Annotated in this window: 22 protein-coding genes, 1 pseudogene and 1 riboswitch; of the genes and pseudogenes, 11 read left to right on the top strand and 12 right to left on the bottom strand. The window is 58.1% G+C overall.

Annotated features, from left to right (window positions below; translation table 11 throughout):
• The first annotated feature begins 56 nt into the window (after positions 1 to 56).
• Both nrdR and A7Q00_RS07875 read left to right on the top strand, forming a co-directional pair.
• Complete coding sequence (gene nrdR, locus A7Q00_RS07880; protein ID WP_064090028.1) at positions 57 to 518, top strand: transcriptional regulator NrdR; 462 nt, start codon at positions 57 to 59, stop codon at positions 516 to 518.
• Positions 519 to 608: 90 nt separating this feature from the next.
• Positions 609 to 1,205 (top strand): hypothetical protein, encoded by a 597-nt coding sequence (locus A7Q00_RS07875; RefSeq protein WP_064090027.1) that lies wholly within the window; start codon positions 609 to 611, stop codon positions 1,203 to 1,205.
• 297 nt (positions 1,206 to 1,502) lie between these two features.
• On the opposite strand, the gene A7Q00_RS07870 is transcribed toward A7Q00_RS07875, so the two are convergent.
• From A7Q00_RS07870 to A7Q00_RS07860, 3 genes are all read right to left on the bottom strand, one after another.
• Positions 1,503 to 1,703, bottom strand: coding sequence for a DUF2788 domain-containing protein (locus A7Q00_RS07870; RefSeq protein ID WP_064090026.1), 201 nt, complete (start codon positions 1,701 to 1,703; stop codon positions 1,503 to 1,505).
• Positions 1,704 to 1,954: 251 nt separating this feature from the next.
• Positions 1,955 to 3,346, bottom strand: coding sequence for an argininosuccinate lyase (argH, locus tag A7Q00_RS07865; protein WP_070542554.1), 1,392 nt, complete (start codon positions 3,344 to 3,346; stop codon positions 1,955 to 1,957).
• Between the two features lie 85 nt (positions 3,347 to 3,431).
• Complete coding sequence (locus A7Q00_RS07860; RefSeq protein WP_064090024.1) at positions 3,432 to 4,082, bottom strand: hypothetical protein; 651 nt, start codon at positions 4,080 to 4,082, stop codon at positions 3,432 to 3,434.
• Between the two features lie 166 nt (positions 4,083 to 4,248).
• Between A7Q00_RS07860 and A7Q00_RS07855 the strand changes: the two genes are divergently transcribed.
• Both A7Q00_RS07855 and A7Q00_RS07850 read left to right on the top strand, forming a co-directional pair.
• On the top strand, positions 4,249 to 5,379 hold the full coding sequence (locus A7Q00_RS07855) for an anhydro-N-acetylmuramic acid kinase (protein ID WP_064090023.1): 1,131 nt from the start codon (positions 4,249 to 4,251) through the stop codon (positions 5,377 to 5,379).
• Between the two features lie 253 nt (positions 5,380 to 5,632).
• Entirely contained in the window at positions 5,633 to 7,429 is a 1,797-nt protein-coding gene (locus tag A7Q00_RS07850; RefSeq protein ID WP_179946220.1) for a bifunctional chorismate-binding protein/class IV aminotransferase, read from the top strand.
• A gap of 513 nt (positions 7,430 to 7,942) precedes the next feature.
• On the opposite strand, the gene thiD is transcribed toward A7Q00_RS07850, so the two are convergent.
• The 3 genes from thiD to gap form a co-directional block, all read right to left on the bottom strand.
• Positions 7,943 to 8,758 carry a bifunctional hydroxymethylpyrimidine kinase/phosphomethylpyrimidine kinase gene (gene thiD / locus A7Q00_RS07845; RefSeq protein WP_064090021.1) on the bottom strand — a complete coding sequence of 272 codons (816 nt, stop codon included), beginning with the start codon at positions 8,756 to 8,758 and terminating at the stop codon, positions 7,943 to 7,945.
• Between the two features lie 22 nt (positions 8,759 to 8,780).
• The gene (gene thiM, locus A7Q00_RS07840) at positions 8,781 to 9,581 is read right to left on the bottom strand and encodes a hydroxyethylthiazole kinase (protein ID WP_064090020.1); all 801 of its coding nucleotides are present in this window, start codon (positions 9,579 to 9,581) and stop codon (positions 8,781 to 8,783) included.
• A gap of 132 nt (positions 9,582 to 9,713) precedes the next feature.
• Positions 9,714 to 9,807: riboswitch (TPP riboswitch) on the bottom strand.
• A 188-nt stretch (positions 9,808 to 9,995) separates the two neighbouring features.
• A complete protein-coding gene (gap, locus tag A7Q00_RS07835) occupies positions 9,996 to 11,024 on the bottom strand; it encodes a type I glyceraldehyde-3-phosphate dehydrogenase (RefSeq protein ID WP_064090019.1) in 1,029 nt (342 codons plus the stop codon).
• Positions 11,025 to 11,246: 222 nt separating this feature from the next.
• Between gap and asd the strand changes: the two genes are divergently transcribed.
• From asd to A7Q00_RS07810, 6 genes and pseudogenes are all read left to right on the top strand, one after another.
• Positions 11,247 to 12,365, top strand: coding sequence for an aspartate-semialdehyde dehydrogenase (gene asd / locus A7Q00_RS07830; RefSeq protein WP_064090018.1), 1,119 nt, complete (start codon positions 11,247 to 11,249; stop codon positions 12,363 to 12,365).
• A 247-nt stretch (positions 12,366 to 12,612) separates the two neighbouring features.
• Entirely contained in the window at positions 12,613 to 12,978 is a 366-nt protein-coding gene (locus A7Q00_RS07825) for a CZB domain-containing protein (protein ID WP_064090017.1), read from the top strand.
• Between the two features lie 243 nt (positions 12,979 to 13,221).
• Positions 13,222 to 15,918 carry an aminopeptidase N gene (gene pepN / locus A7Q00_RS07820; RefSeq protein ID WP_064090016.1) on the top strand — a complete coding sequence of 899 codons (2,697 nt, stop codon included), beginning with the start codon at positions 13,222 to 13,224 and terminating at the stop codon, positions 15,916 to 15,918.
• A 287-nt stretch (positions 15,919 to 16,205) separates the two neighbouring features.
• Positions 16,206 to 17,468: a hypothetical protein gene (locus tag A7Q00_RS07815; protein ID WP_064090015.1), complete on the top strand. Its 1,263-nt coding sequence runs from the start codon at positions 16,206 to 16,208 to the stop codon at positions 17,466 to 17,468.
• A 325-nt stretch (positions 17,469 to 17,793) separates the two neighbouring features.
• A pseudogene (locus A7Q00_RS14305) lies at positions 17,794 to 17,912 on the top strand (IS5/IS1182 family transposase); the annotation flags it as partial.
• A gap of 268 nt (positions 17,913 to 18,180) precedes the next feature.
• A complete protein-coding gene (locus A7Q00_RS07810; protein WP_064090014.1) occupies positions 18,181 to 19,167 on the top strand; it encodes a putative transporter in 987 nt (328 codons plus the stop codon).
• 42 nt (positions 19,168 to 19,209) lie between these two features.
• On the opposite strand, the gene A7Q00_RS14185 is transcribed toward A7Q00_RS07810, so the two are convergent.
• The 3 genes from A7Q00_RS14185 to A7Q00_RS07800 all read right to left on the bottom strand — a co-directional run bounded on the left by A7Q00_RS14185 (position 19,210) and on the right by A7Q00_RS07800 (position 20,823).
• Positions 19,210 to 19,332 (bottom strand): hypothetical protein, encoded by a 123-nt coding sequence (locus A7Q00_RS14185; protein ID WP_281179009.1) that lies wholly within the window; start codon positions 19,330 to 19,332, stop codon positions 19,210 to 19,212.
• Between the two features lie 14 nt (positions 19,333 to 19,346).
• Complete coding sequence (locus A7Q00_RS07805; RefSeq protein WP_064090013.1) at positions 19,347 to 19,988, bottom strand: NAD(P)H-hydrate epimerase; 642 nt, start codon at positions 19,986 to 19,988, stop codon at positions 19,347 to 19,349.
• Positions 19,989 to 20,082: 94 nt separating this feature from the next.
• Positions 20,083 to 20,823 carry a hypothetical protein gene (locus A7Q00_RS07800; RefSeq protein ID WP_064090012.1) on the bottom strand — a complete coding sequence of 247 codons (741 nt, stop codon included), beginning with the start codon at positions 20,821 to 20,823 and terminating at the stop codon, positions 20,083 to 20,085.
• A gap of 122 nt (positions 20,824 to 20,945) precedes the next feature.
• Between A7Q00_RS07800 and A7Q00_RS07795 the strand changes: the two genes are divergently transcribed.
• Positions 20,946 to 21,545: a hypothetical protein gene (locus A7Q00_RS07795; RefSeq protein WP_156503779.1), complete on the top strand. Its 600-nt coding sequence runs from the start codon at positions 20,946 to 20,948 to the stop codon at positions 21,543 to 21,545.
• Between the two features lie 123 nt (positions 21,546 to 21,668).
• Here A7Q00_RS07795 and A7Q00_RS12925 read toward each other — a convergent pair whose 3' ends face one another.
• The 3 genes from A7Q00_RS12925 to A7Q00_RS13880 all read right to left on the bottom strand — a co-directional run.
• On the bottom strand, positions 21,669 to 21,953 hold the full coding sequence (locus tag A7Q00_RS12925) for a toxin-antitoxin system YwqK family antitoxin (protein WP_082887795.1): 285 nt from the start codon (positions 21,951 to 21,953) through the stop codon (positions 21,669 to 21,671).
• Between the two features lie 351 nt (positions 21,954 to 22,304).
• On the bottom strand, positions 22,305 to 24,785 hold the full coding sequence (locus A7Q00_RS07790; protein ID WP_082887794.1) for a heavy metal translocating P-type ATPase: 2,481 nt from the start codon (positions 24,783 to 24,785) through the stop codon (positions 22,305 to 22,307).
• A gap of 549 nt (positions 24,786 to 25,334) precedes the next feature.
• A partial coding sequence (locus A7Q00_RS13880) for a hypothetical protein (RefSeq protein ID WP_179946219.1) occupies positions 25,335 to 25,759 on the bottom strand: 425 nt, incomplete at its 5' end.

The raw sequence follows: 25,759 nt of genomic DNA, 5'->3' as shown, positions 1-25,759 counted from the left end.
AGAGTACAATACCCACAGCAAACTACTGTTATATAAAATATTAAACCATCCCTCTTATGAAATGCCCCTTCTGCCACCATAACAACACCCAAGTCATCGACTCCCGGCTGATGGAAGAACAAAACAGCATCCGCCGCCGCCGCCGCTGCGCCGCCTGCGACCGCCGCTTCAGCACCTACGAAACCGTAGAGCTGCGGATGCCGCAGATTATCAAGAACAATGGCGAGCGCGTTATGTTTGATCCGCTCAAACTGCAAACCAGCCTGCAGCGCGCCCTGCACAAACGCCCTATTTCCGCCGAAGCCATCGAACACACCGTGCACGAAATCGAAGAGTGCCTGTATAAAACCGGCAGCAAAGAAGTGCCCTCCCGCCTGATCGGCGAATTGGTGATGGAGCGGCTTGCCAAGCTCGACCAAGTGGCCTATGTGCGCTTTGCCTCCGTGTATAAAAGCTTTAAAGACGTGGCCGAATTCACCCGTACCGTAGCCGGGCTGGAACGCACCGACCCTTCCTAGGCCGCGCAAAATCCTGCAAACCCGCTGCGCCATGCAGCCCGTTTTGCTATACTGCGCTCCGTTTACGTTTACTGACTCCAAGGAAAACCCATGAACCACTCCCGCACATCCCTCCTCCTGCTAGCCCTTTCAGGTAGCCTCTTGTTAGCCGGCTGCAACCAGCAGGCAGAAACCTCCGTAGTTGCCCCCAGCGCCAGCGAAGTAGCCGCTGCCTCCGCAACCGCCGCCGCATCTGCCGCCGCACAAAACCCCAGCCAAACCCTGGCTACCGAAGACGGCGTCATCAGCCTCACCGTAAACGGCCATTTTGAAGACAAACTAGCCGAAGCCGCCCAATATGTCGACGGCGCCGACAGCAACAAACCCAGCCTGCTGCAATACGACGCCGACCAAGACATCACCATCACCGTCAGCAACTTCGGTGCGACCAAGCAGCCAGCCGAAGCCTACTTCGCCAAACTGAGCGAAAGCCTGAAAGCCGACCAAAGCCTGAAAGACACCTTCGTGGATACGTCTGCCGATCAGCGCATGGGTTACCGCTTCAGCCACGGCCAAGACGATAACGTGCTCAACGAAAGCTGCGTGGCCGTGTATGCCAAAAACCTCTACACCGTCTGCGCCGCCAGCAGCACCGCCTCCCTTCCCGAGCTGGACGCCCTGCTGAAAAACCTCACGGTAAAACAATAAACCTCATACCAAACAATCCGCCGAGCTGCCCAAGCCCGGCGGATTTTGTTTGTCTGCCCATATTGCCGTTTTGTTTATTGCCATATAACTATAGTGAATTAATAAAAACCAGTACAGCGTTGCCTCGCCTTGCCGTACTATCTGTACTGTCTGCGGCTCGCCGCCTTGCCCTGATTTTTGTTAATCCACTATATAAGTAAGCCAGCTTAGTTTCCGCCACAGCGGCGGCCTACCCTGCCGCACCTGCTGAGGCTACCTGAAAACCCAGAACCATGTTTTTCAGGTAGCCTGAATCTGCTATTTCAAAATCAGATTCACCAACACTTCCTTCATCAAAAAGCCCATCACACCCAGGCCAAGCACAAAAAACAGCACGGCCATGCCGAATTTGCTGGCGCCGGATTTCTTGCCCAAGTCCCAAATAATGAAGCCGATAAAGATAACCAGCACGCTGAGGCCGATTTTCATACCCCAGGCGGAAAGTTGGGCTTCGGTCATGATGTTTCCTTTTCATTGAGATGGTGCGAAGGGCGCATTATATCGCTAAAGTTTGTGCGAGACAGCGGGAACGGCAACAGGCTACCTGAAAGATGCGTTTATGGTTTGGCAGTTCCCGCATTGACTTTTAAATTCAGTAAACAACGGTTGGGCAAGGCAATGTTCGGGCGGCGGAAAAATACGGGCTACCTGAAAACCCGAAAAGCAGCCTGCACTTCCAAATCCAAAGTGCAGGCTGCCTGAAACCGCTGTTACGCGTCTGCCGCCAGCAGCTTCCGCCAGCGGGCTACCTGAAACTTCACCTGCTCCGGCGCGGTGCCGCCCAAGTGGTTGCGGGCGTTCAGGCTGCCTTCGGGGGTGAGCACTTGGTAAACGTCGTTTTCAATCAATGCGCTGAATCCTTGCAGCACGGTGAGCGGCAGGTCTTCCAGACCGCAGCCTGCCTGTTCGGCGTGGCGCACGGCTTGGGCGACGGCTTCGTGGCTGTCGCGGAAGGGCAGGCCTTTTTTGACCAGATAATCCGCCAAATCGGTGGCGGTGGCGAAGCCTTGCAACACGGCGGCGCGCATGGCTTCGGGCTTCACGGTGATGCCGCGCATCATGTCGGCGTAAATCCGCAGGGTGTCGATGAGCGTGTCCACGGTGTCGAAGAGCGGTTCTTTGTCTTCCTGATTGTCTTTGTTATACGCCAGCGGCTGGGATTTCATCAGCATTATCAAGCCGGTGAGATGGCCGATGACGCGGCCGGATTTGCCGCGCACGAGTTCTGGCACGTCGGGGTTTTTCTTCTGCGGCATGATGCTGGAACCGGTGCAGAAACGATCGGCGATGTCGATGAAGCCGAAGCGGGGCGACATCCACAAAATCAGCTCTTCGGACAGGCGGCTCAAATGCACCATGACGAGCGAGGCGGCGGCGGTGAATTCGATGGCGAAATCTCGGTCGGACACCGCATCGAGCGAGTTTTGGCAGATTTGCTCGAAGCCCAACAGCGCGGCGGTGGTTTCGCGGCGGACGGGGAAGGTGGTACCGGCCAGTGCGGCGGCGCCCAGCGGCATACGGTTGGTGCGGCGGCGGCAGTCGGCCATGCGTTCGTCGTCGCGGCCGAACATTTCCACATAGGCGAGCAGGTGGTGGCCGAAGCTGACGGGTTGGGCTACCTGAAGGTGGGTGAAGCCGGGCATGACGGTGGCGGCGTTTTGTTCGGCCAAATCGAGCAGGGCAGCCTGCAGGTCTTTAATCAGGCGGCGGATGGTGGAGATTTCGTCGCGCAGCCACAGGCGGATGTCGGTGGCGACTTGGTCGTTGCGGCTGCGGCCGGTGTGCAGGCGTTTGCCGGCGTCGCCGATTTTGTCGGTGAGGCGGCGTTCGATGTTCATGTGCACGTCTTCCAAATCGAGCGACCATTGCAGGCTGCCTGCTTCGATTTCGGCTTGGATTTCGGCCATGCCGCGACGGATGTCGGCCAAATCTTGCGCGGAGAGCACGCCGGCTTCGTGCAGCATCTGCGCGTGCGCGAGCGAGCCTTGGATGTCGTGGCGGGCGAGGCGTTGGTCGAAATTGATGGAGGCGGTGTATTGTTTGACGAGTTCGGACACGGGCTCGTTGAAGCGGCCGGACCAGGTTTTGTTGTCGGTGGTCATGATGGGGTTCCTTTGCATGAAGTTGGGGGATGGGATGGGGTGCAGGCTGCTTTTGGCGGCGTGGATTGCCTGAACTGCGGCTATCTCACGATTTATATTGCAGCTTTTGGATAATGGCAAGCCGTTCGGCTTCATTTTCCGCATCTATCAGGCTTTGCAGGATTTTCGGCAGGCGTTTGCCATGCGGCAGGGCGAAAATGGGGAGGGACAGTGAGTAGTATTTGGCATTATTGATGATTTCAGTCTGCTTATCCAAGTCGGCAAGGGCTTGCTCCATTTCGGCCAATATAGCTTCCACTTGTTCGTCTGTAGCATTGTCGGGCAGTGGTGTGAGCACGGTTTCGGTAAGCTCGGGCATGTCATTGGCCTGTATGGTGAGGTAGGCGGACATGAATTCGATACTTGGGTAGCCTAAGTTATGCCAAGCATAAAATACTTCTTTACGGTAACGCGGCTTGTTCGTACCATTGTGCGGAGTTTCGCTGAATTTGGTTAGGATAAACAATCCTTTGGGGCTGAGAGTGAGCTTGGGGCGGCGGTCAATCAGGGTGGAGAGGAACGGGATGAGGAAAGCTGTCAGAAAGATGATGCCCAGTACGACAAAAGCAGAAGGAATACTGTCGAGCGGCAGCAAAAGCAGCGTGATGGCAATGGTGGTACAAGTGGAAAGCGGCAGAGCTAGGCGGCGTAAAACGGCCAAGGGGCTGTTGTATAAGGTGTATTCGTTGGCGGGCATAGCAGTCTCTTTTTTATGGAAATAAATAGCGTTTCAGGTAGCCTTATCGCGGCAGAGGCTACCTGAAAGCCGTACGGGCATTATAGTCCAATCCTCCAATGGGGCTACCTGAAAACAGCTGCCGTTCGCTATATAATGCCGCCGTCTTTCCCACATAGTCCGCACCATGACCCAATACTATATCGGCCTGATGTCCGGCACCAGCATGGACGGCGTAGATGCCGTGCTGGCGGCTTTTGATGGCACACGCTGGCAGGGCGCGCTCGGCCATTTTGCCGTGCCCTACAGCGATGATTTGCGCCGCCGCCTGCTGGATTTGCAAAACCCCGGCGGCAACGAAATCCACCGCAGCGAAGTGCTCGCGCAAGAGTTGGCCGCGCTCAACGCTCAAGCCGTGCACGGCCTGCTGGCGCAGCAAAAGCTTGCCCCGCGCGATATCGCCGCCATCGGCGCGCACGGCCAAACCGTGCGCCATGCCCCCGAACACGGCTACACCGTGCAGCTCATCAACCTGCCGCTCTTGGCCGAGCTTACCGGCATCGATACCGTGGGCGACTTCCGCCGCCGCGACATGGCCGGCGGCGGCCAAGGCGCGCCGCTCGTGCCCGCTTTCCATCAGGCCGTGTTCGGCAGCCCGGAGTATGGCCGCGTGGTGCTCAATATCGGCGGCATCGCCAACATCAGCGTACTGCAACCGCATGCCGATGCCGCCGGCTTCGACACCGGCCCCGGCAATATGCTGGCCGATGCCTATATGCAGCACCGTTTCGACCAAGCCTGCGACCGGGACGGCGCCCTTGCCCGCAGCGGCCACGTGATCCCCGAGCTGCTGCAAACCCTGCTGGCACACCCTTATTTCCACCGCACCCCGCCGAAAAGCACCGGCCGCGATTTGTTTTCCCTCGATTGGCTGCAAGGCTACCTGAAAAACAGCGAAACCAATTCACTATTGCCGGAAAGTGGTTACATTCCCGCCGATATCGTGCGCACCCTCAACGCCCTCACCGCACAAAGCATCGCCGACGCCATTGCCGCCCATGCCCCGGGCGTGCGCGAAGTGTTTGCCTGCGGTGGCGGCGTGTTCAACCCCGTGCTGATGGACGAGCTCTCCGATAGGCTCGCCCCGCTCGGCATCCGCACCGCCACCACCGACGAGCTCAACCTGCCGCCGCAATGGGTGGAAGCCGCCGCCTTTGCCTGGCTCGCCGCCTGCCGCGTGTGCCGCGAGCCGGGCAACCCCTACGCCGCCACCGGCGCGAAACAGCCCTATATCCTCGGCGCTTGGCATTGCGCGTGAGCTGGTTTGATATACGAAATGGCTACCTGAAAATAGGCGCCGCCTATTTCCAGACAGCCTCCCTGATGCGCTATGGCGGATTGAACAATCGGCATTAAAACAGCCGATCGCAAGCAGCATACAGACATAGCAAAGCGCCCCTGTGCCATAAGAAGCCCAATCTCGGCACAGCCGCCCACAGCATTTTCAGGTAGCCCGACCCCCGCCGCAAAGCGCGTATAATCCGCCCGTTCACATCTTGCCGATTTTAGCCATGCCCTATTTCGCCCTGTTTGACGATGCCGTGAGCGGCCGCGCAAAACTCTATCAAAATCATGTGGAAAGCCGCCTTTTCCATCATAACGAACTGGATTCGCTGGACGATACGCTGCAAAAGGGCTGGCAAAAAGGGCTGCATTCGGTGTTGTTTGCAGACTACGAATTCGGTTTGCCGCTGATGGGGATGGAGTCCGAACGTGGCGGCAATCTTGCCCTGCACTGGTTTGCCGACTGCGCCGACATCGATGCCGAAAGCTGGCTTGCCCAAAATTCAGACGACCTCCCCGCCGGCATTTCCACGCCGCAATCCCCCGTATCCGAAGCCGATTACCTCGACCACATCCGCCAAATCCACGAAGCCATCCGGCGCGGCGATACCTATCAAATCAACTACACCACCCGCCTGCATCTGCAAGCCTACGGCAACCCCGTCAGCCTCTACCGCCGCCTGCGCCAACCCGTCCCCTATGCCGTTTTGTCCCACCTGCCCGATGCGGCAGGGAAATCCGCGTGGACGCTGTGTTTCTCGCCCGAACTCTTCCTCAAAATCGGTTCGGACGGCACCATCAGTACCGAACCGATGAAAGGCACTGCGCCGATTTTGGGCGACGGACAAGACGAACGCCGCGCCGCCGAGTTGCAAGCCGACCCGAAAAACCGCGCCGAAAACGTGATGATTGTCGATTTGCTGCGCAACGACCTCGGCAAAATCGCCCAAACCGGCAAAGTGAGCGTACCCGAGCCGTTTAAAGTATCCCGTTTCGGCAGCGTCTGGCAGATGACCAGCACCATCCAAGCCCAAGCCCTGCCGCACATTACCGCCGCCGACATCCTCCACGCCGCCTTCCCCTGCGGCAGCATCACCGGCGCGCCCAAACGCATGAGCATGCAGATTATCGAATCGCTCGAAGCCGAACCGCGCGGCCTGTACACCGGCAGCATCGGCTACCTGAAACCCTGCGCGGGCGGGCTGGGATTTGAAGGCATATTCAACGTCGTCATCCGCACCCTGTCGCTCAAACCCGTTTCAGACCCGATTTCAGACGACCTCTATCACGGAGTGTACGGCGTTGGTTCGGGCATCGTCATCGACAGCGACCCCGCCGCCGAATATCGCGAATGCGGCTGGAAAGCCCGTTTCCTCAACGAACTGCGCCCAGCCTTCGGCATCTTCGAAACTATGCGCGTGGAAAACAGGCAATGCCGCCTGCTCGACCTGCATTTAGGCCGTCTGAAAACCTCAGCCCAAGCCCTCAACCTGCCCCTGCCCGACGACTGCGAAACCCGAATCCGGCAATATATCGCCAAACTGCCCGACGGCCTCTTCCGCCTGAAAGCCGAACTCGTTTCAGACGGCCTCATCCTCAGCCATGCCGCCACCGCCGAGCTGTCCGCCCCGCAGCGCGTCATCCCCGCCCCGCAACCCCTCCCGCGCCGCGACTACCTGCGCCGCTTCAAAACCACCCGCCGCGCCCTGTACGACCAAGCATGGCAAACCGCCGAAACACAAGGCGCGTTTGACAGCCTGTTTTTCAATTCAGACGGCCTCCTGCTCGAAGGCGGCAGAAGCAACGTGTTCGTCAAATACCAAGGACAATGGCTCACCCCCTCTCTGGATTTGGACATCCTCAACGGCGTCATGCGCCAAGCCGTATTGCAGCAGCCGCAAACCTACTTGGGCGCGGACGTCGTCATCGAAACGCACATCACCCGCGACATGCTGGAACACGCCGAAGAAATCAGCCTCTCCAACGCCTTAAGGGGCGTGTTTCGGGCGGAATGGGCACAATAAGCAAACGGCTTGGCATCTTGTTCCAAGCCGTTTGTTCCGGCACATCGGGTTTCAGGTAGCCCTTCGTTCATACAGGCAAAGGCTACCTGAAAATCAGAAACCCGTTTTCAGGTAGCCTGAAGCAGGATGCGAGCAGGTATGATTTCTTCATACTAGGCAGCGAAATGCCGAGCTACAGGCCAATGCTTAGACGACGTAGGGTGCGTGCCTGCAGCACGCACGCTGTTGCCCACTATTTCAGCCGCGTGCGTGCCCGTGGCACGCACCCTACACACGAAACAAGCAGGCGGCCTGCGGGGCAGCATAGGCTACCTGAAAAATGAAAATACAGGTTTTCAGGTAGCCTTTGCAGGCTATGCAGGGTTTGTGCGGTACGCGCGGTTTGGAATGGCAAACAACAGCATGCGTTCCGTACATGCCCTACGCCTACAACGAGAAAGGCTACCTGAAAACACGGTTTCAACGAAGCCGAAACTTTTCAGGTAGCCTTTTGCCTACAGCCAAGCTGTCTGCTTACTTCCCACACTCTGCGCGCATCGCCCAATGGTTTACCGGCCCGTGGCCGTGGCCGATGTTGATCGGCTGCGAGATGGCGGCGGTGATGCACTGTTTGGCGGTGCGGATGGCCGCTTCTACGCTTTCGCCTTTGGCCAGCTCGGCGGTGAGGCAGGCGGAGAAGGTGCAGCCAGTGCCGTGGGTGTGCGGCGTAGGGAAGCGCGGGCTTTCCAAAGTGAACTGCCCGTCGGGCATAAACACCCAGTCGCGACAGGTTTCGCTTTGTGATCCGCCGCTGTGGCCGCCTTTAATCACCACGGTTTGCACACCGGCTTCCTGCAAGATGCGGGCGGCGCGTTCAGCGTCGGCATCGGTTTGGATGTCGATGCCGGTGAGCGCTTCGGCTTCGGGCAGGTTGGGCGTGAGCACGTCGGCCAGCGGCAGCAAATGCCGTTTGAGCGCGGAGACGGCGTTTTGCTGCAACAGCGTCGCACCGCCCTTGGCCACCATCACCGGATCGAGCACCAGCCGGCCAAACGGTTTGCCTGAGATTTTTTCCGCCATGCATTCAATCACTTCGGCCGTGCCGAGCATGCCGATTTTAAAAGCGGCTACCTGAAAGTCCTCAGCGATGGAATCGATTTGCGCGCGGATAATATCGAGCGGCACGCCGTGGATGGCCTGCACGCCGAGCGTGTTTTGCGCGGTGACCGCCGCCAGCACGCTCATGCCGTACACTCCGCGCATCTGAAAGGTTTTTAAATCGGCCTGAATACCGGCACCGCCGCCGCTGTCTGAACCGGCGATGGTGAGGGCTTGTGCAATTTGCGTCATCTGTTTTCTCCTGATTAAACCGTTAAATCCATTCCACTTTCGCACGTGCGGCCACTTCCTGTGCCGATACGGCGGCCAGGCTGTCGATCAGCTTCCAGGCGAACGAGCCGCTCTGCGCAGGCTGCAAGCCCTGCGCCGCCAATTCGCCCGCCACGGCATACACGGTGCAGGCTTCGGCCACGGCGTGCAGATAGTCTTCCTGCGCGGCCACGGCGGCAAATGCGCCCACCACCGTGCTCAACAGGCAGCCGGACGCGGTGACTTTGGGGAACAGCGGCGTGCCGTTATTCAATTTGGCGGTGCGGCTGCCGTTGGAAACGTAGTCGGTTTCGCCGCTGATGGCGGCAACACAGCCGTATTGCTGCGCAATGCGTTGAGCGATGCTGTGTAAATCAGCCGAGCCGCTGCCCGCGTCCACGCCTTTGGCCTGCCATTCCACCCCGGCAATATGCGCCATTTCGCCCGCATTGCCGCGTACGGCGGCAAACCGGATTTCTGCCAGCAGCCGCGCCGTGGTTTCGCGCCGCAGTTGGGTAAAGCCTGCGCCCACCGGATCAAGCACCACCGGCACGCCCGCGCGGTTGGCCGATTTGCCCGCCACCAGCATGGCTTCCACCTTTTGCTTATTCAGCGTGCCGATGTTCAATACTACTGCCGAGCTAACCGCTGCCAGCTCCGCCATTTCATCCACGCTATCGGCCATAATCGGCGACGCGCCGATGGCGAGCAGGCCGTTGGCCGAGAAATTGGCCGCTACGATGTTGGTGATGTTGTGCACCAGCGGGTTGCGGGCACGGACCTGATCCAGATATTTGATTTCCATATTACTTTCTCCTTGTTATGGCGGAAGGCGGGCAAGAAAAAACGCCCGTTGCAAAGCCGGGCGAGATGCGTTGTATCGACATGCGGGGCGGGCTGTTTCCAGCTGCGCTTTCAGGTAGCCCGCAACGGCTGTGCAGACCCCTGCATAGTTTCCTACGCCAGTATTAACTGTATCAGGTACAACGGGTATTTTCTCAGCCGCCTCTGCGGCACCCCGACTAATGGCCGCGGATTATAGCCCGCCGCTCGGGGAAAGGCTACCCGACGGCTATATCGTGGATAAAAAAACCGTACAGCCTTGGCTCGCCGTCTTGCCCTGATTGTTGTGAAGCCACAATACCAGGCATCGGGCCGATGCTGTAGGAAAAGGCTACCTGAAACTTTTCAGGTAGCCTTTTCAGATCACGCAGCAGCCTTATTCAAACGGGCGCACCGGCAGGCCGAACATGGCGCGGGCGGTGTTGAGCATCTGGCAGGAGAATCCCCATTCGTTGTCATACCAAGACAATACTTTCACCATATTGCCGTTGGAAACTTTGGTCAGCGTGCTGTCGAACACGGAAGCTTCGCTGGTGTGGTTGAAATCAGAAGACACCAAGGGCAGGCTGTTGTAGCCCAGCACGCCTTTCAGGTAGCCCTCGCTGGCGGCTTTCAGGAGCGAGTTGATTTCTTCCACGCTGGTATCGCGGCCGGCTTCGAAAGTTAAATCCACCAGCGAAACGTTGATGGTGGGCACGCGCACGGCGAAGCCGTCGAGCTTGCCTTTGAGCTCGGGCAACACTAGGCCCACGGCTTTGGCGGCGCCGGTTTTGGTGGGAATCATGTTTTCCACCGCACTGCGGGCGCGGCGCAGGTCTTTGTGGCGCACGTCGGTGAGCACTTGGTCGTTGGTGAAGGCGTGGATGGTGGTCATCAGGCCTTTGGTGATGCCCACGCTCTCCGATAGCACTTTGGCCACGGGCGAGAGGCAGTTGGTGGTGCAGGAGGCGTTGGAGACCACGGTCATCTCGGGGGTGATTACCTGGTGGTTCACGCCGTATACGACGGTGGCGTCCACATCGTCGCCGCCGGGGGCGGAAATCAGCACTTTCTTCGCGCCGGCCTGAAGGTGTGCCGAGCTTTTCTCTTTGCTGGTGAATTTGCCGGTGCATTCCATCACCAAGTCCACGCCCAATTCTTTCCACGGCAGCTCGGCCGGATTGCGGTTGGACACCAGGCGGATTTTGTCGCCGTTGATAATCAGGTGCTGTTCGTCATGCGACACTTCGGCGGCAAAGCGGCCGTGCACGGTGTCGAATTTGGTGAGGTGCGCCTCGGCCTCGGGGCTGCCGCTGGTATTGACGGCAACCACTTCAAACTGGTCGCGCAGGCCGTATTCGTAAATCGCGCGCAATACCTGGCGGCCGATGCGGCCATAGCCATTGATGGCAATCTTCAAGCTCATGTTTACACCTTTCTTACATTCTGAAAACACCCGCGCAAGCAGCCGGGCAGAAAAAAATCAACGGGCGGATTATAGCGGATTTGCCCCGCAAACTACAGCCGCCAAGCCCTAAGAGGCTACCTGAAAACATAATTCTGCCGTTTCCCCCTTTACTTTTCCCCGCCGCAGGGTTAAAAAGGCAGTCTTATCTCATTCACACTTCTTTACCATCAAGGAGCAGTTATGCAAAAAGTAGGATTTGTCGGCTGGCGCGGCATGGTCGGCTCGGTTTTGATGCAGCGTATGCGCGAAGAAAACGATTTCGCCCACATCCCCGAAGCCTATTTCTTCACCACCTCCAACGTAGGCGGCAACGCCCCCGATTTCGGCCAGGCCGCCAAAACCCTGCTTGATGCCAACAATCCCGCCGAACTGGCCGAAATGGACATCATCGTTACCTGCCAGGGCGGCGACTACACCAAATCCGTGTATCCCAAGCTGCGCGAATCCGGCTGGAACGGCTATTGGATCGACGCCGCATCCGCCCTGCGTATGAACGACGATGCCGTCATCGTGCTCGACCCGGTTAACCGCAACGTAATCGATGCCGCCCTGCAAAACGGCGTGAAAAACTACATCGGCGGCAACTGCACCGTTTCCCTCATGCTCATGGGTTTGGGCGGCCTGTTCCAAAACGGCCTGGTGGAATGGGCTTCCTGCATGACCTACCAAGCCGCCTCCGGCGCGGGCGCGAAAAACATGCGCGAACTCATCAGCGGCATGGGCGCCATCCACAGCCAAGTGGCCGCCGAACTGGCCAACCCCGCCAGCGCCATCCTCGATATCGACCGCAAAGTATCCGACTTCCTGCGCTCGCCCGACTACCCCAAAGCCAACTTCGGCGTGCCGCTGGCCGGCAGCCTGATTCCGTGGATCGACGTAGACTTGGGCAACGGCCAATCCAAAGAAGAATGGAAAGGCGACGCTGAAACCAACAAAATCCTCGGCGGCAGCCGCCCCACCATCGTGGAAGGCCTGTGCGTACGCATCGGCGCCATGCGCTGCCACAGCCAGGCCATCACCCTGAAGCTGAAACAGGATCTGCCCGTATCCGAAATCGAAAGCCTGCTCGCCGGCGCCAACGATTGGGTGAAAGTCGTGCCCAACACCAAAGAAGCCAGCATGCACGAGCTCACCCCCGCCGCCGTTACCGGCACGCTCACCGTGCCCGTAGGCCGTATCCGCAAGCTCGCCATGGGCGGCGAATACATCAGCGCCTTCACCGTGGGCGACCAACTGCTCTGGGGCGCGGCCGAACCCATCCGCCGCATCCTGCGCATCGTATTGGGCACTTTGGATTAATGCCTGTTGGCACGTCCTAATGCTTTTTTGACCTGAATCAAACCAAACACAGGCTACCTGAAAATTTTCAGGTAGCCTGTTTACCATTCTAACTGCTTCAATCGCAAAGAGTAAACCCGCCGGGTACATCTTCCGCCTTAACATTATCCGCGCCATGCTTCACAAAATCCGGCATTTTCAGCACTTTTGGCCATTGCTAAAATCAATCTTCAGCAATTTTATTGCCTTATAAACGGAGAATCGGAAAATGGCCAACTCAGTAGACCTGCACGGCGCAATCGAAGCGCACAAAGCCTGGATTGAAAAACTCGAACTCACCCTGCGCAACCAAAACCCCGAAGAATACGACCCCGCCATAGTGGGGGTGGACAACCTGTGCATCCTCGGCAAATGGCTGCACGGCGAGGGCAAAAAATACGCCCACCTCAACGAATACGCCAACGTATTGCTCGCCCACCAACGCTTCCACGAATGCGCCGGCCGCATCCTCGATGCCCACAAACACGGCTACTTCGCCGAAGCCATCAGCCTGCTGCGCCGCGAACTGCCCGGCCTTTCCAACACCGTACAAAACGGCCTCTTGGAGTTGAACGACAAAATCAACGGCAAATAAACCGCCCGGCCGGATCAAAGGCTACCTGAAAATGCCATGTCTGCTTTCAGGTAGCCTTATCCTTTTCGGCGCCTCCCGCACTGAGGCTACCTGAAAACGACGTTTCGGCGTAGCCGAAGCTGAGTTTCTGCGAAGCTAAAACGATGTTTCGGCGCAGCTGGAGCCGAGTTTCTGCGAAGCTAAAACCCGTCCCCGTTTTGCGCTAAAATATCCGCTCTCCATTCTTCCACAAGGCCGCCCGCCATGCCCCAGCAAACCGCACACTACCTCAAAGACTACCGCGCCCCCGAATACCTCGTGCCGCACATCCGTCTGAATTTCGACGTGTATGACGACCATACCGCCGTTACCGCCGAACTTTCCATCCAGCCCCAGCCCGATGCCGGCGGCACATTGGTGCTGCAAGGCTCGGCCGAGCTGGTTTCCCTCGAGCTCAACGGCCAAAGGCTACCTGAAACCGCCTACACTTTAGAAAACAACACCCTATCCATCCCAAACGTTCCCGCCCGGCCCTTCAAGCTAAGCGTAGCCACCCGCCTTTATCCGCACCAAAACAAATCCCTGATGGGGCTCTACGCCAGCGGCGGCAACCTCTACACCCAATGCGAACCGGAAGGCTTCCGCAAAATCACCTACCACCCCGACCGCCCCGACGTGATGGGCATCTACACCACCCGAATCAGCGCCGACCGCGCCCGCTTCCCCGTGCTGCTGTCCAACGGCAACCGCACCGGCCACGGCACGCTGCCCGACAACCGCCACTGGGCCGAATGGCACGACCCCTTCGCCAAACCCAGCTACCTGTTCGCCCTCGTGGCCGGCGATTTGGTGTGCACCCGCGACAGCTTCACCACAAAAAGCGGCCGCCAAGTGGCGCTCGAATTCTTCACCCGCGCCGAAGATGCGAGCAAAGTGCGCTTCGGCATCGAATCGCTCAAACACGCCATGCGCTGGGACGAAACCCGTTTCGGCCTCGAATACGACTTAGATATTTTCATGGTGGTGGCCGTGGGTGACTTCAACATGGGCGCGATGGAAAACAAAGGCCTGAACATTTTCAACACTGCCTGCGTGCTGGCCGACAGCCGCACCGCCACCGATGCCGATTTCGAGCGCGTAGAAGGCGTAATCGCCCACGAATACTTCCACAACTGGACCGGCAACCGCGTTACCTGCCGCGACTGGTTCCAGCTCTCGCTCAAAGAAGGCCTCACCGTATTCCGCGACCAAGAATTCTCCGCCGACCGCGCCAGCCGCGAAGTGCGCCGGATTGAAAACGTATCCTTCCTGCGCGCCCACCAATTCCCCGAAGACGCCGGTCCCACCGCCCACCCCGTGCGCCCCGCCAGCTATGTGGAAATGAACAATTTCTACACCCTCACCGTGTATGAAAAAGGCGCGGAAGTGGTGCGCATGTATCACACCTTCCTCGGCGAAGAGGGCTTCCAAAAAGGCATGAAGCTTTATTTCCAGCGCCACGACGGCCAAGCCGTTACCTGCGACGACTTCCGCACCGCCATGGCCGATGCCAACGGCTTCGATTTCGAGCAATTCGCCCTGTGGTACAGCCAGGCCGGCACGCCCGTGCTGGATATTTCAGGTAGCCTGCAAGCCGGCAACCGCTTTGTGCTGAATATCCGCCAAAGCATCCCGCCCACCCCCGATATGGCCGCCAAACAGCCGATGATGATTCCGCTCAAAATTGCCCTGTTCAGTGCCGACGAAGACACCTTCGGCCAGCCCGTCCCCTTCAGGCTACCTGAAAACGGACACACCCAAACCGAAGCCGTGCTCACCCTGCGCCGGGCCGAAGAAAGCGTTGCCCTGCAATTTGAAGGCGACTATCGGCAAGTCGTGCCCTCCCTGTTGCGCGGCTTCTCCGCCCCGGTAAACCTGAACTACGCCTACAGCGAGCACGAGCTCTCCGTGCTGCTCGCCTGCGACAGCGATCCCTTCGCCCGCTGGGAAGCCGCGCAAACCCTCTACCGCCGCGCTATCGCCGCCAACGAAGCCGCCCTGCTTTCAGGTAGCCCCCTGCCCGAACACCGCGCCCTGCTGCAAGCCATCGACTACGTTTTGCGTGCCGACATCAGCGCCGCCTTCCAAGCCGCCCTGCTCGCCATTCCCAACGAAGCCGAACTCTGGGTCGGCCGCCAAAACATCGATCCGCTCATCGTCCACCGCGCCCGCGAAGCCCTGCTCGATTTGATTGCCGCACACTTCACCGACCAATTCGCCGCACTCAACGCCGAAGCACGCCGCATGGAAGAAGAGCAATCCGGCCTGGCCGAGCCCTACGAATACCATCCGCAGCAGGCCAGCTGGCGCGCCCTGCGCAACGCCTGCCGCGCCTTCATCCTGCGCGCCCGCCCCGAGCACATCGAACAAGTGGCCGCCAACTACAATCAAATGGCACGCAACATGACCCACGAATGGGGCATCCTCAGCGCCGTCAACCACAACGAGCGCCCCGAGCGCAACCACCTGCTCGAACAGTTCGCTGCCAAATTCCACAGCGACGACCTCGTGATGTGCAAATACTTCAGCCTGATTGCCGCCAGCCACCGCGCCGACACCCCCGCGCAAGTGGCCGCCGCGCTCGAACACCCCGCCTTCAGCCTGGAAAACCCCAACAAAGCCCGCGCCCTGCTCGGCAGCTTCAGCCGCAACGTGCCGCACTTCCACGCCGCAGACGGCAGCGGCTACGCCTTCCTCGCCGACCAAATCGGGCACATCGACCGCTTCAACCCCCAAATCGCCGCCCGCCTCGCCCAAGCCTTCAGCATCTGCGCCCAGCTCGAACCGCAGCGCCGCAGCCTGATGCGCGCCGAGCTGCAAAAACTCGCCGCAAACCCCGCCCTCTCCAAAGACAGCGGCGAAATCATCGGCAAGATTTTGCAGGCTTCCGCAGTACTTGGCATTGCGCGTGAGCAAATGTAAACGGCAGGCTGAGTACCTAATCCCCGCTCGGTTGTATGTATAGTGGATTAACATGTATGTATAGTGGATTAACAAAAATCAGGACAAGGCGGCGAGCCGCAGACAGTACACACGTTACGGCAAGGCGAGCCAACGCTGTACTGGTTTTTGTTAATTCACTATAAAACCTATTTGAAGACTTATTGGATAATATGCTGTTTCCGAATCAGGCTACCTGAACATAATAAGGCCAAGTATTTTTACCGAAATGTTCCAAAGTTTTCTATGCCAAAAAGAGGAATACCATCATGAGAAAGTCTCGTCCGAAGAAACTACACTCCAAGCAACATAAGCTTGCAATCCTGGCTATCGCTCTTGGCCTTATGATGCTGGTTGGGTTACTGATTGTCAGCCACCACCGGCGGCAGGCTATACGGCAACAGCGGGAAGCAGCTGCCGAACAAGCCCGTGCTCGTTTGCTGCTCAAACAAACCATAGCCGACATCCAAGCCAAACTGCCTCCCCCCGATAGCCCGGATTTACTCGAGCATATGCCCACCGATATCAATATCTATATCAAAGACGGCTTTCGCTACTACCAAGAACGTGATATCTATAAATATACGTTTCTACAATATCAGCCTGTTAAAAACGGTAATTCACACCACCGCAATGAAATGAAATCCCTCTCCGAGCACAACAATACCCTTAATATCGTTGCCAGCCATATGCCAGCCATTCTCAGAGAGCGCACTATTTGGCTGCGTTCGGATGGCAAACGCTGGCATTGCTATGCGGCGGTAGATCGCAGCCTGCAAATGAATGGATGCAACGATGCCAACATCGTTGCCAATATGGAAGCAGACGAAGAAGCCGTTGCCTACCGTGCAAAAGGGGAATACGGATACATTGAATGCGGTTGGCATTTCCGTAGCGGCCTAGAAATGATCGACATATATGATCATCGGAAACCATATTATCGAAAACCGCAAGCCATATTGGTAGAGAACAGGGGAGCCGAAAAAGTACTTATCCTGTTGGGAAGCAGTGATGGCAGCGATTATGTCGAACCTTTGTATCTGCTGCTTAAAAACGATTCGCCCAAGCCCACCGTTTGGCAAATCGCCACTAGGGATGGTGCTACTCTCTATGAAATCACCCTAATTGGAAACGGCCCGGCCAGCGTAGAAGGATTACAGCGCAAAAGCAGCAGTATCTATAATTACGAATATGCATTGCAAAATTGCCAGGAACGTTTCCCGACAGACCCAAAATACTACCGCCTCAAACACTGGAATGCCTTGGCCGAACGCTTTATCGCCAACTTGCCGCCTTCCTCTTTGCATACCTATATAACCACTCCGCAGCGCAATACCGTTCGATACGGCAGCGGCACAGTCAGCCTCTATCCGACCGCCAGCTACTGGGACTCAGAAAATAAACGATTCAGCTTTGAGTTTGATGAATCTTTGTTTGCCAGAGGCCGCTTTACTTGCCCGGAAAGGGCTCGTTGGGTTAGATCAGGAATCATTACTTTATGTCGGCAAGACAATCCGACACACCCGCAATAAGCTGCAAGCAACACACCAGAACACATGAGGCGAGTATTGGCTGCTCCCCTTTAATTTAAGCATTCCTCGTAGCTTATACAGAACATCAAGCGGTAAACCCATCAATACAGATGGATTGTCAGGTATCCCTTGCCTCATACGAAGGCTACCTGAAAAATAACGAAACCGAAGCACAGTTGGCAGGAAATGGCTACGTTCCTAACAACATCGTGAGCATCATTACTGTTTCCGCTGCATAAAACATCTTCGATGCCATTACTTCGGATCAGTGGCCATTTCCTTGTATGCTTCAAAGGGGAGTGGTTTTTCTGCAAAATGATGTTTGTATAGTGGATTAAATTTAAATCAGGACAAGGCAGCGAGCCGCAGACAGTACAAATAGTACGGCAAGGCGAGCCAACGCTGTACTGGTTTAAATTTAATTCACTATATATTATCCATGAGATGGAAATGAAAAAGGCTACCTATAAAAGGGAACACAACAAAAGGCTACCTGAAAATTTTCAGGTAGCCTTTTCCAATCAGCCCGGCCCGGCCAAAATCGCTTCGTTATCATCCAAACAAGGCTATAGTGGATTAAAATTGCAATGATACGGCGTTGCCAACGCCCTTATGTACTACCCGTACACGGCGGGCGTTGCCGCCTTGTCTCATTTTTATTTTAATCCAATATATAATCGCGGCTTTGTTTGCGAATAAAGGGAGGCGGGTAATGTTCCGCAGTTTTTTCCTCAGCCGGCGCTGGCTGCGCTGGTCTTTGGCCGGTTCGCTGCTGATTTTGGCGGCCACTTGGTATCGGGTGCAGCTGAATGTGCAGATTAACGATTGGTTCGGCACGTTTTACGATTCGGTGCAAAAAATGCTGGAAAAGCCGGGTTCGGTGAGCCTGGACGAGTTCAACCGCCAAGTGTTCACCTTCGCCCGCATTGCGGCGGTGTATATTCTGGTGGTGGTGATCAGCGGTTTCGTGAACAAGCATTATGTGTTCCGCTGGCGTTCGGCGATGACGGAATACTATATGCGGCACTGGCCGCTGCTGCGCGGGATTGAGGGCGCGGCGCAGCGGATTCAGGAAGACACCATGCGCTTTGCCACGATTATGGAATCTCTGGGCGAGAGCGGCCTGCGGGCGGTGCTCACGCTGGTGGCGTTCCTACCGATTTTGTGGAAGCTGAGCGAGCCGATTACCGAATTGCCGCTGGTGGGGCATGTAGATCATTCGCTGGTGTATGTGGCCATTTTGGCGGCACTCTTGGGCACGGTGGTGCTGATGGGGGTGGGCTGCAAGCTGCCGGGGCTGGAGTTCGACAACCAAAAGGTGGAGGCGGCCTACCGCAAGGAATTGGTGCTGGGCGAAGACGATGCGGCACGGGCGGATTCGTTTACGCTCACCGGGCTGTTCAAAAATGTGCGCCGCAATTATTTCCGCCTGTATTGGCATTATCTTTATTTCGATGTGGCGCGCTATTCGTATTTGCAGTTTTCGGTGGTGCTGCCTTATCTGGCCATGGGGCCGGCCTTGGTGGCCGGAGCGGTGGCGCTGGGCGTGATGCAGCAGATTGTGCGGGCGTTCGGGCAGGTGCTGGAGGCTTTTCAATTTCTGGTGCGCTCATGGCCGACGATTGTGGAGCTGATGTCGATTTATAAGCGCCTGAAAGGCTTTGAACACCATATAGTGGCGGCGCAGGTGGAAAATTGACGCCGTACGCGGCAAACGGAGAAAGGCTACCTGAAACCGTTTTCAGGTAGCCTTTGCTATATCTTCGATGCCGCGCAACGGATTGCGGGCAAGGCAAAAGTGCGGCGGGGCAAAGCAGCGTTGTCGCGCGGGGTTGCGCCAGTCGAAGTGCGCGGCCTCAGCCATATCCGGCCGACTGCCTAATCGATCCCGATGTCCAAACACACTATCTCTCCGCACCACTGCCGCGCAGCGGGGCTGGCGTGGGCGGGTTTGAGGGCGGCGAAGGCGTAGGTGAGGTTGGCGCGAAAGGTGTCGGCGGCGGCTTCCCCGGTGTCGCCGTTGAGGCCGGTGGGGATGTCGAGCGCCACTTTGCAGCCCGCTGCGCGGTTGAGCAGGCGGCAGCATTCGGCGGCCTCGGGCGGCAGACTACCTGAAAAACCGGTGCCGAAAATGCCGTCGATAATCAGGCCGTAACCCTGCTCCAGCGCGGCAGGCAATGCCTCAACCGGCAGGAAGCGGATGTCCTCCAAACCCCGGAGGCGTTGGCGGTTGGCTTCGGCCAAATCCGACAGTACCGTACCCAAGAGCAGCACAATATCAGCCTGCCAGCCGTGCTGCTGCAACACGCGGGCAATCACCAGCGCATCGCCGCCGTTATTGCCTTTGCCGCACACCAAGAGGGCGCGGCCGGGCTCGGGCAGGCGGCGCAGCAAATCGGCAGCAGCGGCCTGCCCGGCGTTTTCCATCAGCTGCAAAAAGCTGGTGCCGGCCGCCACGGCAGCCTGTTCGCGCTCGCGCATCTGGGCGGCGGTGTAGATTTTCGGGGGATTCTGCGGCATGGTGTTCTCCTGGGTTGGGGTATTCAAAATTCTATGCCCTTCTCAGCAAACAGGCTATCTGAAGATTTTCAGGTAGCCTGTTTGGCATGCAATTTTAATGCCGATGCCGCTTAGGCATGCGCTGCAAACGGCTCGGATACACCGTGCGCGTTTCCACCCGGCCTTGTTCCACCGCATTGAGGATGGCCCGGCCTTTTTGGTCTTGCGGGAAGTTGCGCACATATTCGCGCAGCAGCGCCAGAGCTTCGCTGCGTTTGTTTTGCGTTAACAGGGCGGTGGCCAAATCCCGGCCGCTTTCTTGATGACCGGCTTGGTAGGCGGCGCGCAGCATGGGGATGGCGCGTTCCATGCGGGCGCTGGAAGCGAGGAAGTTGCCGAATTCGCCCTGCACGGCGGGTTTGGCGGCGGCCGGAGCGAGGGCAAGCAGGCGGGCGTAGTCGGCTTCGGCGCGTTCGGCATAGCCTGCCTGGTCGAGGTTGTGCCCCATCCAGTTGAGGCGGGCGCGCATTTGCAGGAGCGCCAAATACCCTTGGCTGGGCGCGGCACCGGCACGCGGCGTGTTGTTTTGCACGAGGCTGTCGAGCAGCACGCCCAAAGGCTGTAAATCGGCGATGGCGCGGCGGCGGTCGGCATCGTTGTCGAACTGCACAGGGTATTCCGCCGCGTGTGCGGCCAAATTGTCGAACGCACGCTGCACGGCAGGCATGTTTACATTAATCGGCGGATGCTCGGGGCTGCCGCTCACCAAACTTTGTGGGTTCAGCGGCGGATAGGGCGCGGCCAAGGCGGCGGGCGCGGCCAGCGCCAATAGAATGGCGAACAGGTGTTTTTTCATGATGTTCCTTATATGTGAATTGAGTTCAATCCGGCAGCCAAGGCTACTTGAAAATATTTCGAATAACACAGCAGCAATATACCGAAACTCACATTTGCGGCAAAGGGCGCGCTTTCGCTTGCTTGAAGCAGGGTTTTCAGGTAGCCCGAGCCCTGCCTGCCAAACTGTGGCACAATCCGAAGCCCGCAACCCCTCCCGCCCGCACCATGCTCACCCTCCAAATCGTCTCCGTGAAATGGCACACGCCCGAAAGCCGCCCCGCCGAACACGCCGCCCGCCGCAACAGCCTGCCGCGCGTGCTGCCCCTGCCCGATGCCTGGCTGGACGCATCCGGTTTCGCCGTCCACACCCAGGCCTACACCGAACATCCTCGGCACAGCGGCCGTTTCGAGCCCGAAGAGAGCCGGTTTCAAACCTTCGACAGCCTGCCCGAACACTTCCAAAGCCTGCATTTTTGCCAAGAAAGCCAAGCCCTGCAAATCCGGTTGGACGACAACGGCTTCTACGGCGAGCCCCCGCGCCGCAAGCGCAGCCTGTTTACCCTCTCGCCCGGCCAAACCGCCCAACTGCGCCTCAACGGCCGGCACGCACGTTTTTACAGCGACTACCACTACTACACCCAGCACACGCTGAACTTCGCCTACCGCCCCAAAGGCGACCGCCGCCTGTTTGCCGGCAAACCGTTTGACCACAGCGTATCGCTGGAAGCGGTGTTGTTTTAAAAAACAGGCCGTGCAGCCCAATCTGCAAGCTGGCGGGCTACCTGAAAAGGCAGTTCGATACAGGCAAGATTATCCGCAATGGCAACGAGTGCCCAGCCTACGGATATTCTGCCCACACTACACTTATTTATCCCAATATTCCCAACCATCTAGCTGTTCTCCATTTTTATAGTATCCTTTGGCTGCTAATTGTCCGTTATCGTAATAGTCAATCCAAAGGCCATCTTCTAACCCGTTTGTATACATACCTTCTGAAGCAATCACACCATTCTCATGATACGCTGTGAATAGGCCATGCCTTACCCAATGCGTTCCATCTTCTGATAAAAATCTAGTGTATCTATATCTAATATTCCCATTATCATATGGAATTTCAGCAATATATAAATTTTCTAATTTTCTATCCATGAGGCAATCTCTTTTGATTTGTGAATCTCTGTATAAACTGGTTTTCCTGTTTCTAGATCATATCTCTGAATAGCTATTATTCTTGGAAGTGAATTATTTCTTTGTTGAAAGTCGACCGCCGCCTGTTTACCGGCAAACCGTTTGACCACAGCGTATCGCTGGAAGCGGTGTTGTTTTAAAAAACAGGCCGTGCAGCCCAATCTGCAGGCTGGCGGGCTACCTGAAAATCCAGTTCGGGCTACCTGAAACCCCAAAAGCAACATCGGTTCGGCAACGCCGCCCCAGCACCAAACAAAAAGGCTACCTGAAAAGTTTCGGCTTCGTGAAACCGCACTTTCAGGTAGCCTTCCCCTATTTCGCCCGCCGCAGCAGGCGCAAGGCGTTGGCGGAAACCAGGAGCGAGCTCAGGCTCATGCCCAGCGCGGCCACCCACGGCGTTACGCAGCCCGCTGCTGCCAGCGGCACCATAATCAGGTTGTAGCCTGCCGCCCACCATAGGTTTTCGCGCACAATCCACGCAGTGCGCTTGGCTTGGGTGGTGAGGTAGGGCAGCGTGCGCATATTGCCGTTGAGCAGCAACACATCCGCCCCTTCGCGCGCCACATCGGCGCCCTCGGCCACGGCCACCGACACATCGGCCTGCGCCAGCACGGGGGCATCATTGATGCCGTCGCCCACCATCAGCACTTTATGCCCTTTCGCCTGCAAATCCTGCACATAGGCCAGCTTGTCTTCCGGCGTGGCTTCGGCGCGCACCGCATCCAGCGGCAAAGCGGCGGCCACGGCATCGGCGGCGGCCTGCCTGTCGCCGCTGAGCAGGTGCAGGCTCAAGCCCTGGCGTTTCCATTCGGCCAGCATGGCCGGCACTTCGGGTTTGGCTTGGTCTTGCAGCAGGAACACGGCGGCAAAGCCGGCCGCGCTGCCCAAATACACTGCGCCACCCGCATGCTCGGCCTGCAAACTTTCAGGTAGCCTGCCCGAGAGTTCGGCCACGTAATCCAAACGGCCGATGCGCCATTGTTCCAGCCGCCCTTCATGCCGCACTTGCGCGCTGATGCCATGCCCGGCGCGGTTTAAATAGTTTTCTGCTTCCAGCGCCAGCGTGGCGGGCGGCAGGTTGGCAATGGCGCGGGCGGCGGGGTGTTCGCTCTGCCGCTCGAGAAGCTGCGCCAGCGCCACGGCTAAATCTTGGCTGATGCCTTCGGCGGTGTGCACGGCGCACACGGCCAGCTGGCCGGTGGTGAGCGTGCCGGTTTTATCCAGCACCACGGTGTCGATGCGCGCCAAGGTTTCCAAGCTGTGCCCGCGGCTGATGAGCACGCCCTCGCCCGCCAAGTGGCCAGTGGAAGCCGCCAGCGCGGCAGGCGTGGCCAGCGATAAGGCGCACGGGCAGGTGGCCACCAAGAGCGACACGGTAATCCACAGCGCGGTTTGCACATCGGCATACCAAGCCCAGCCGGCAAACACCAGCACGCCCAGCAGCAAAAGCGCGCCCACAAACCAGGCCGCATAGCGGTCGGCCAGCTCCACCATGCGCGGCTTTTCCGCCAGCGCCCGGTCCAGCAGGCGCACAATATGCGACAGCCGCGTTTGGCTGCCCGCCTGTTCCACGCGGATAACCAGCGGGCTGCCGCCGTTGAGCGTACCGGCGGTTACCGCATCGCCTACTGCTTTCGGCACGGGCAGGCTCTCGCCGCTGAGCATGGCCTCGTTCGCCTCGCTCTCGCCTTCCAGCACCACCCCGTCGGCCGGCAGCACCTCGCCCGGCTTCACCAGCAGCACTTCGCCGCCCGACAGCCGCGCCACCACTGCTTCTTCCACCCGCGCCGTATCCGGATAATCCGGCAGCCGGTGGCAAAATGCCGGCACCAGCTTCACCAGCCGCTCGGCCGCATCGCCCGCCTTGCGCCGCGCCAGCTGTTCCAAATAACGCCCGCCCAACAGCAGGAACACAAACATCGACACCGAATCGAAATAAATCCCCTCTTCCCGCCCCTGCAACAGCGCCCACAGGCTACCTGAAAACGCCGCCGCAATCGAAACCGCCACCGGCGTATCCATGCCCGCGCGGCGGTTTTTCCAATCGCGCCACGCCCCTTTGAAAAACGGCACCGCCGAATACAGCAGCACCGGCAGCGTGAGAATCATGCTCGCCCAATGCAGCATCCACAAAAAACGCGGCTCGATTTCGCCCGCATACAGATAAGTGGGCACCACATACATCATCACCTGCATCATCGAAAGCCCGGCCACCCACAAGCGCGTGAGCGCCTGCTTGCGCTCCGCCGCCGCCTGCGTTTCCATCCGCCGCGCGTCATAAGGCGAAGCCTCGTAGCCGCTCTGGCGCACCCGCAGCAAAATGTCCGACAGCGCCACCTGCGAGCAGTCCCACGCCACCCGCGCGCGCAGCGTGCTGTAGTTGATTTCCGCACGCAATACGCCGGGGAGCCGCAGAAGCTGCTGCTCAATCAGCCACACGCAGGCCGCACAGGTTACCCCGCCCAGCATCAGCACCGCCTCGCGCTCGTTTTCCGCCTTCACTTCCACAAATTCCGCCTGCACGTCCGGCAGGTCGTACAGCTTCAGCTGCTCCAACACTTCCGGCGGCGGCAACACCGCCTGCTCCGCCTGCTCCGTGCGGCGGTGGTAGTAGCTGCCCAGCCCGGCAGCAATAATGCTCTGCGCCACCGCCTGGCAGCCCGCGCAACAGGCCGGATGGCGCGCGCCTTCAAATTCAATCGGCAAATCCAAACCGCGCGGCACGGGCAGGCCGCAGTGGAAACAGGTTTCGGCTTGGGTTTGGGTTTCAGATGGGGACTCGGTGTGGCTCATGATGGTTGTGTTTAATAGGCGGCAACGGCGCGGATTATAGGCTACCTGAAAGCCTGGTGCAGCGAAGTTTCGGTTTTCAGGTAGCCTTTGCGGTACAGCAGGCTGCCTGAAAATTTAGAACAGCCGTGTATGGTGCGTGCGGTATGCACGCACGCGGCTGGAATAACACGGGCAACTTGGAACGGCGTGCGCGCCTGCGGCGCACACCCTACAAGCCCCCAAAAAACAGTGAGTAGGTTGGGTTAGCCGCAGGCGTAACCCAACAAATAAAAAGTGTGCAATGTTGGGTTTATCAACCCAACCTACACCCTGCCTTATCAACAGGCTACCTGAAAAATGAATTTCAGGTAGCCTGCCCATTTGCGGGGTGTAGGGTGCGTGCAGAATGCACGCACGCGGTTGGAATAACACGGGCAACTTGGAATAACAGCAACAGCGTGCGCGCCTGCGGCGCACACCCTACACGCCCCCAACGGCAGCCGATAAATCGGATGAAGAAAGGCTACCTGAATTTCAGGTAGCCTTTGTGTTGCAGACAAATGCGGCGGTTTAAAAGCGCAGGCCGGCGCGGATGCCGAAGCTGTGCGCGTGGCTGGTGGATGAATCGAAATGGACGCCGGCATGGTCGTAGGCAGGAGTTTTGGAATGGTCGTAGCGGTAGTAGGGGCCGAAGGTCAGCGCCAGATTCGGGGTGAATTGTTTCTGCGCGTCCACGCCTAAACTAATGGCGTAGCTGCTGTCCTTGTGCGTTTCATCCGGCACATGGGGATAAGCCTGTGACCATTTGGTTTCAGTTCTTTCACGCAGGCTGACCTGCGCTTCGCCCCACGGGGTGATGCTCCAGCCGCCGCCCAAATCCTGCTCATATTCCACCTGCGCTTTCAGGTATAGGCCGCTTGAATCGTTGTCCACGATATTCGGGGCGTGGACGGTGCGGTGTGCGCGGGCGTTGCTATTGTTGGAAAAGTAACCCA

The sequence above is a fragment of the Eikenella halliae genome (assembly GCF_001648475.1).
GTDB lineage: Bacteria > Pseudomonadota > Gammaproteobacteria > Burkholderiales > Neisseriaceae > Eikenella > Eikenella halliae.
Note: the sequence above shows the minus strand (reverse complement) of the source record. Positions and strands in the feature narration are given on the sequence as shown.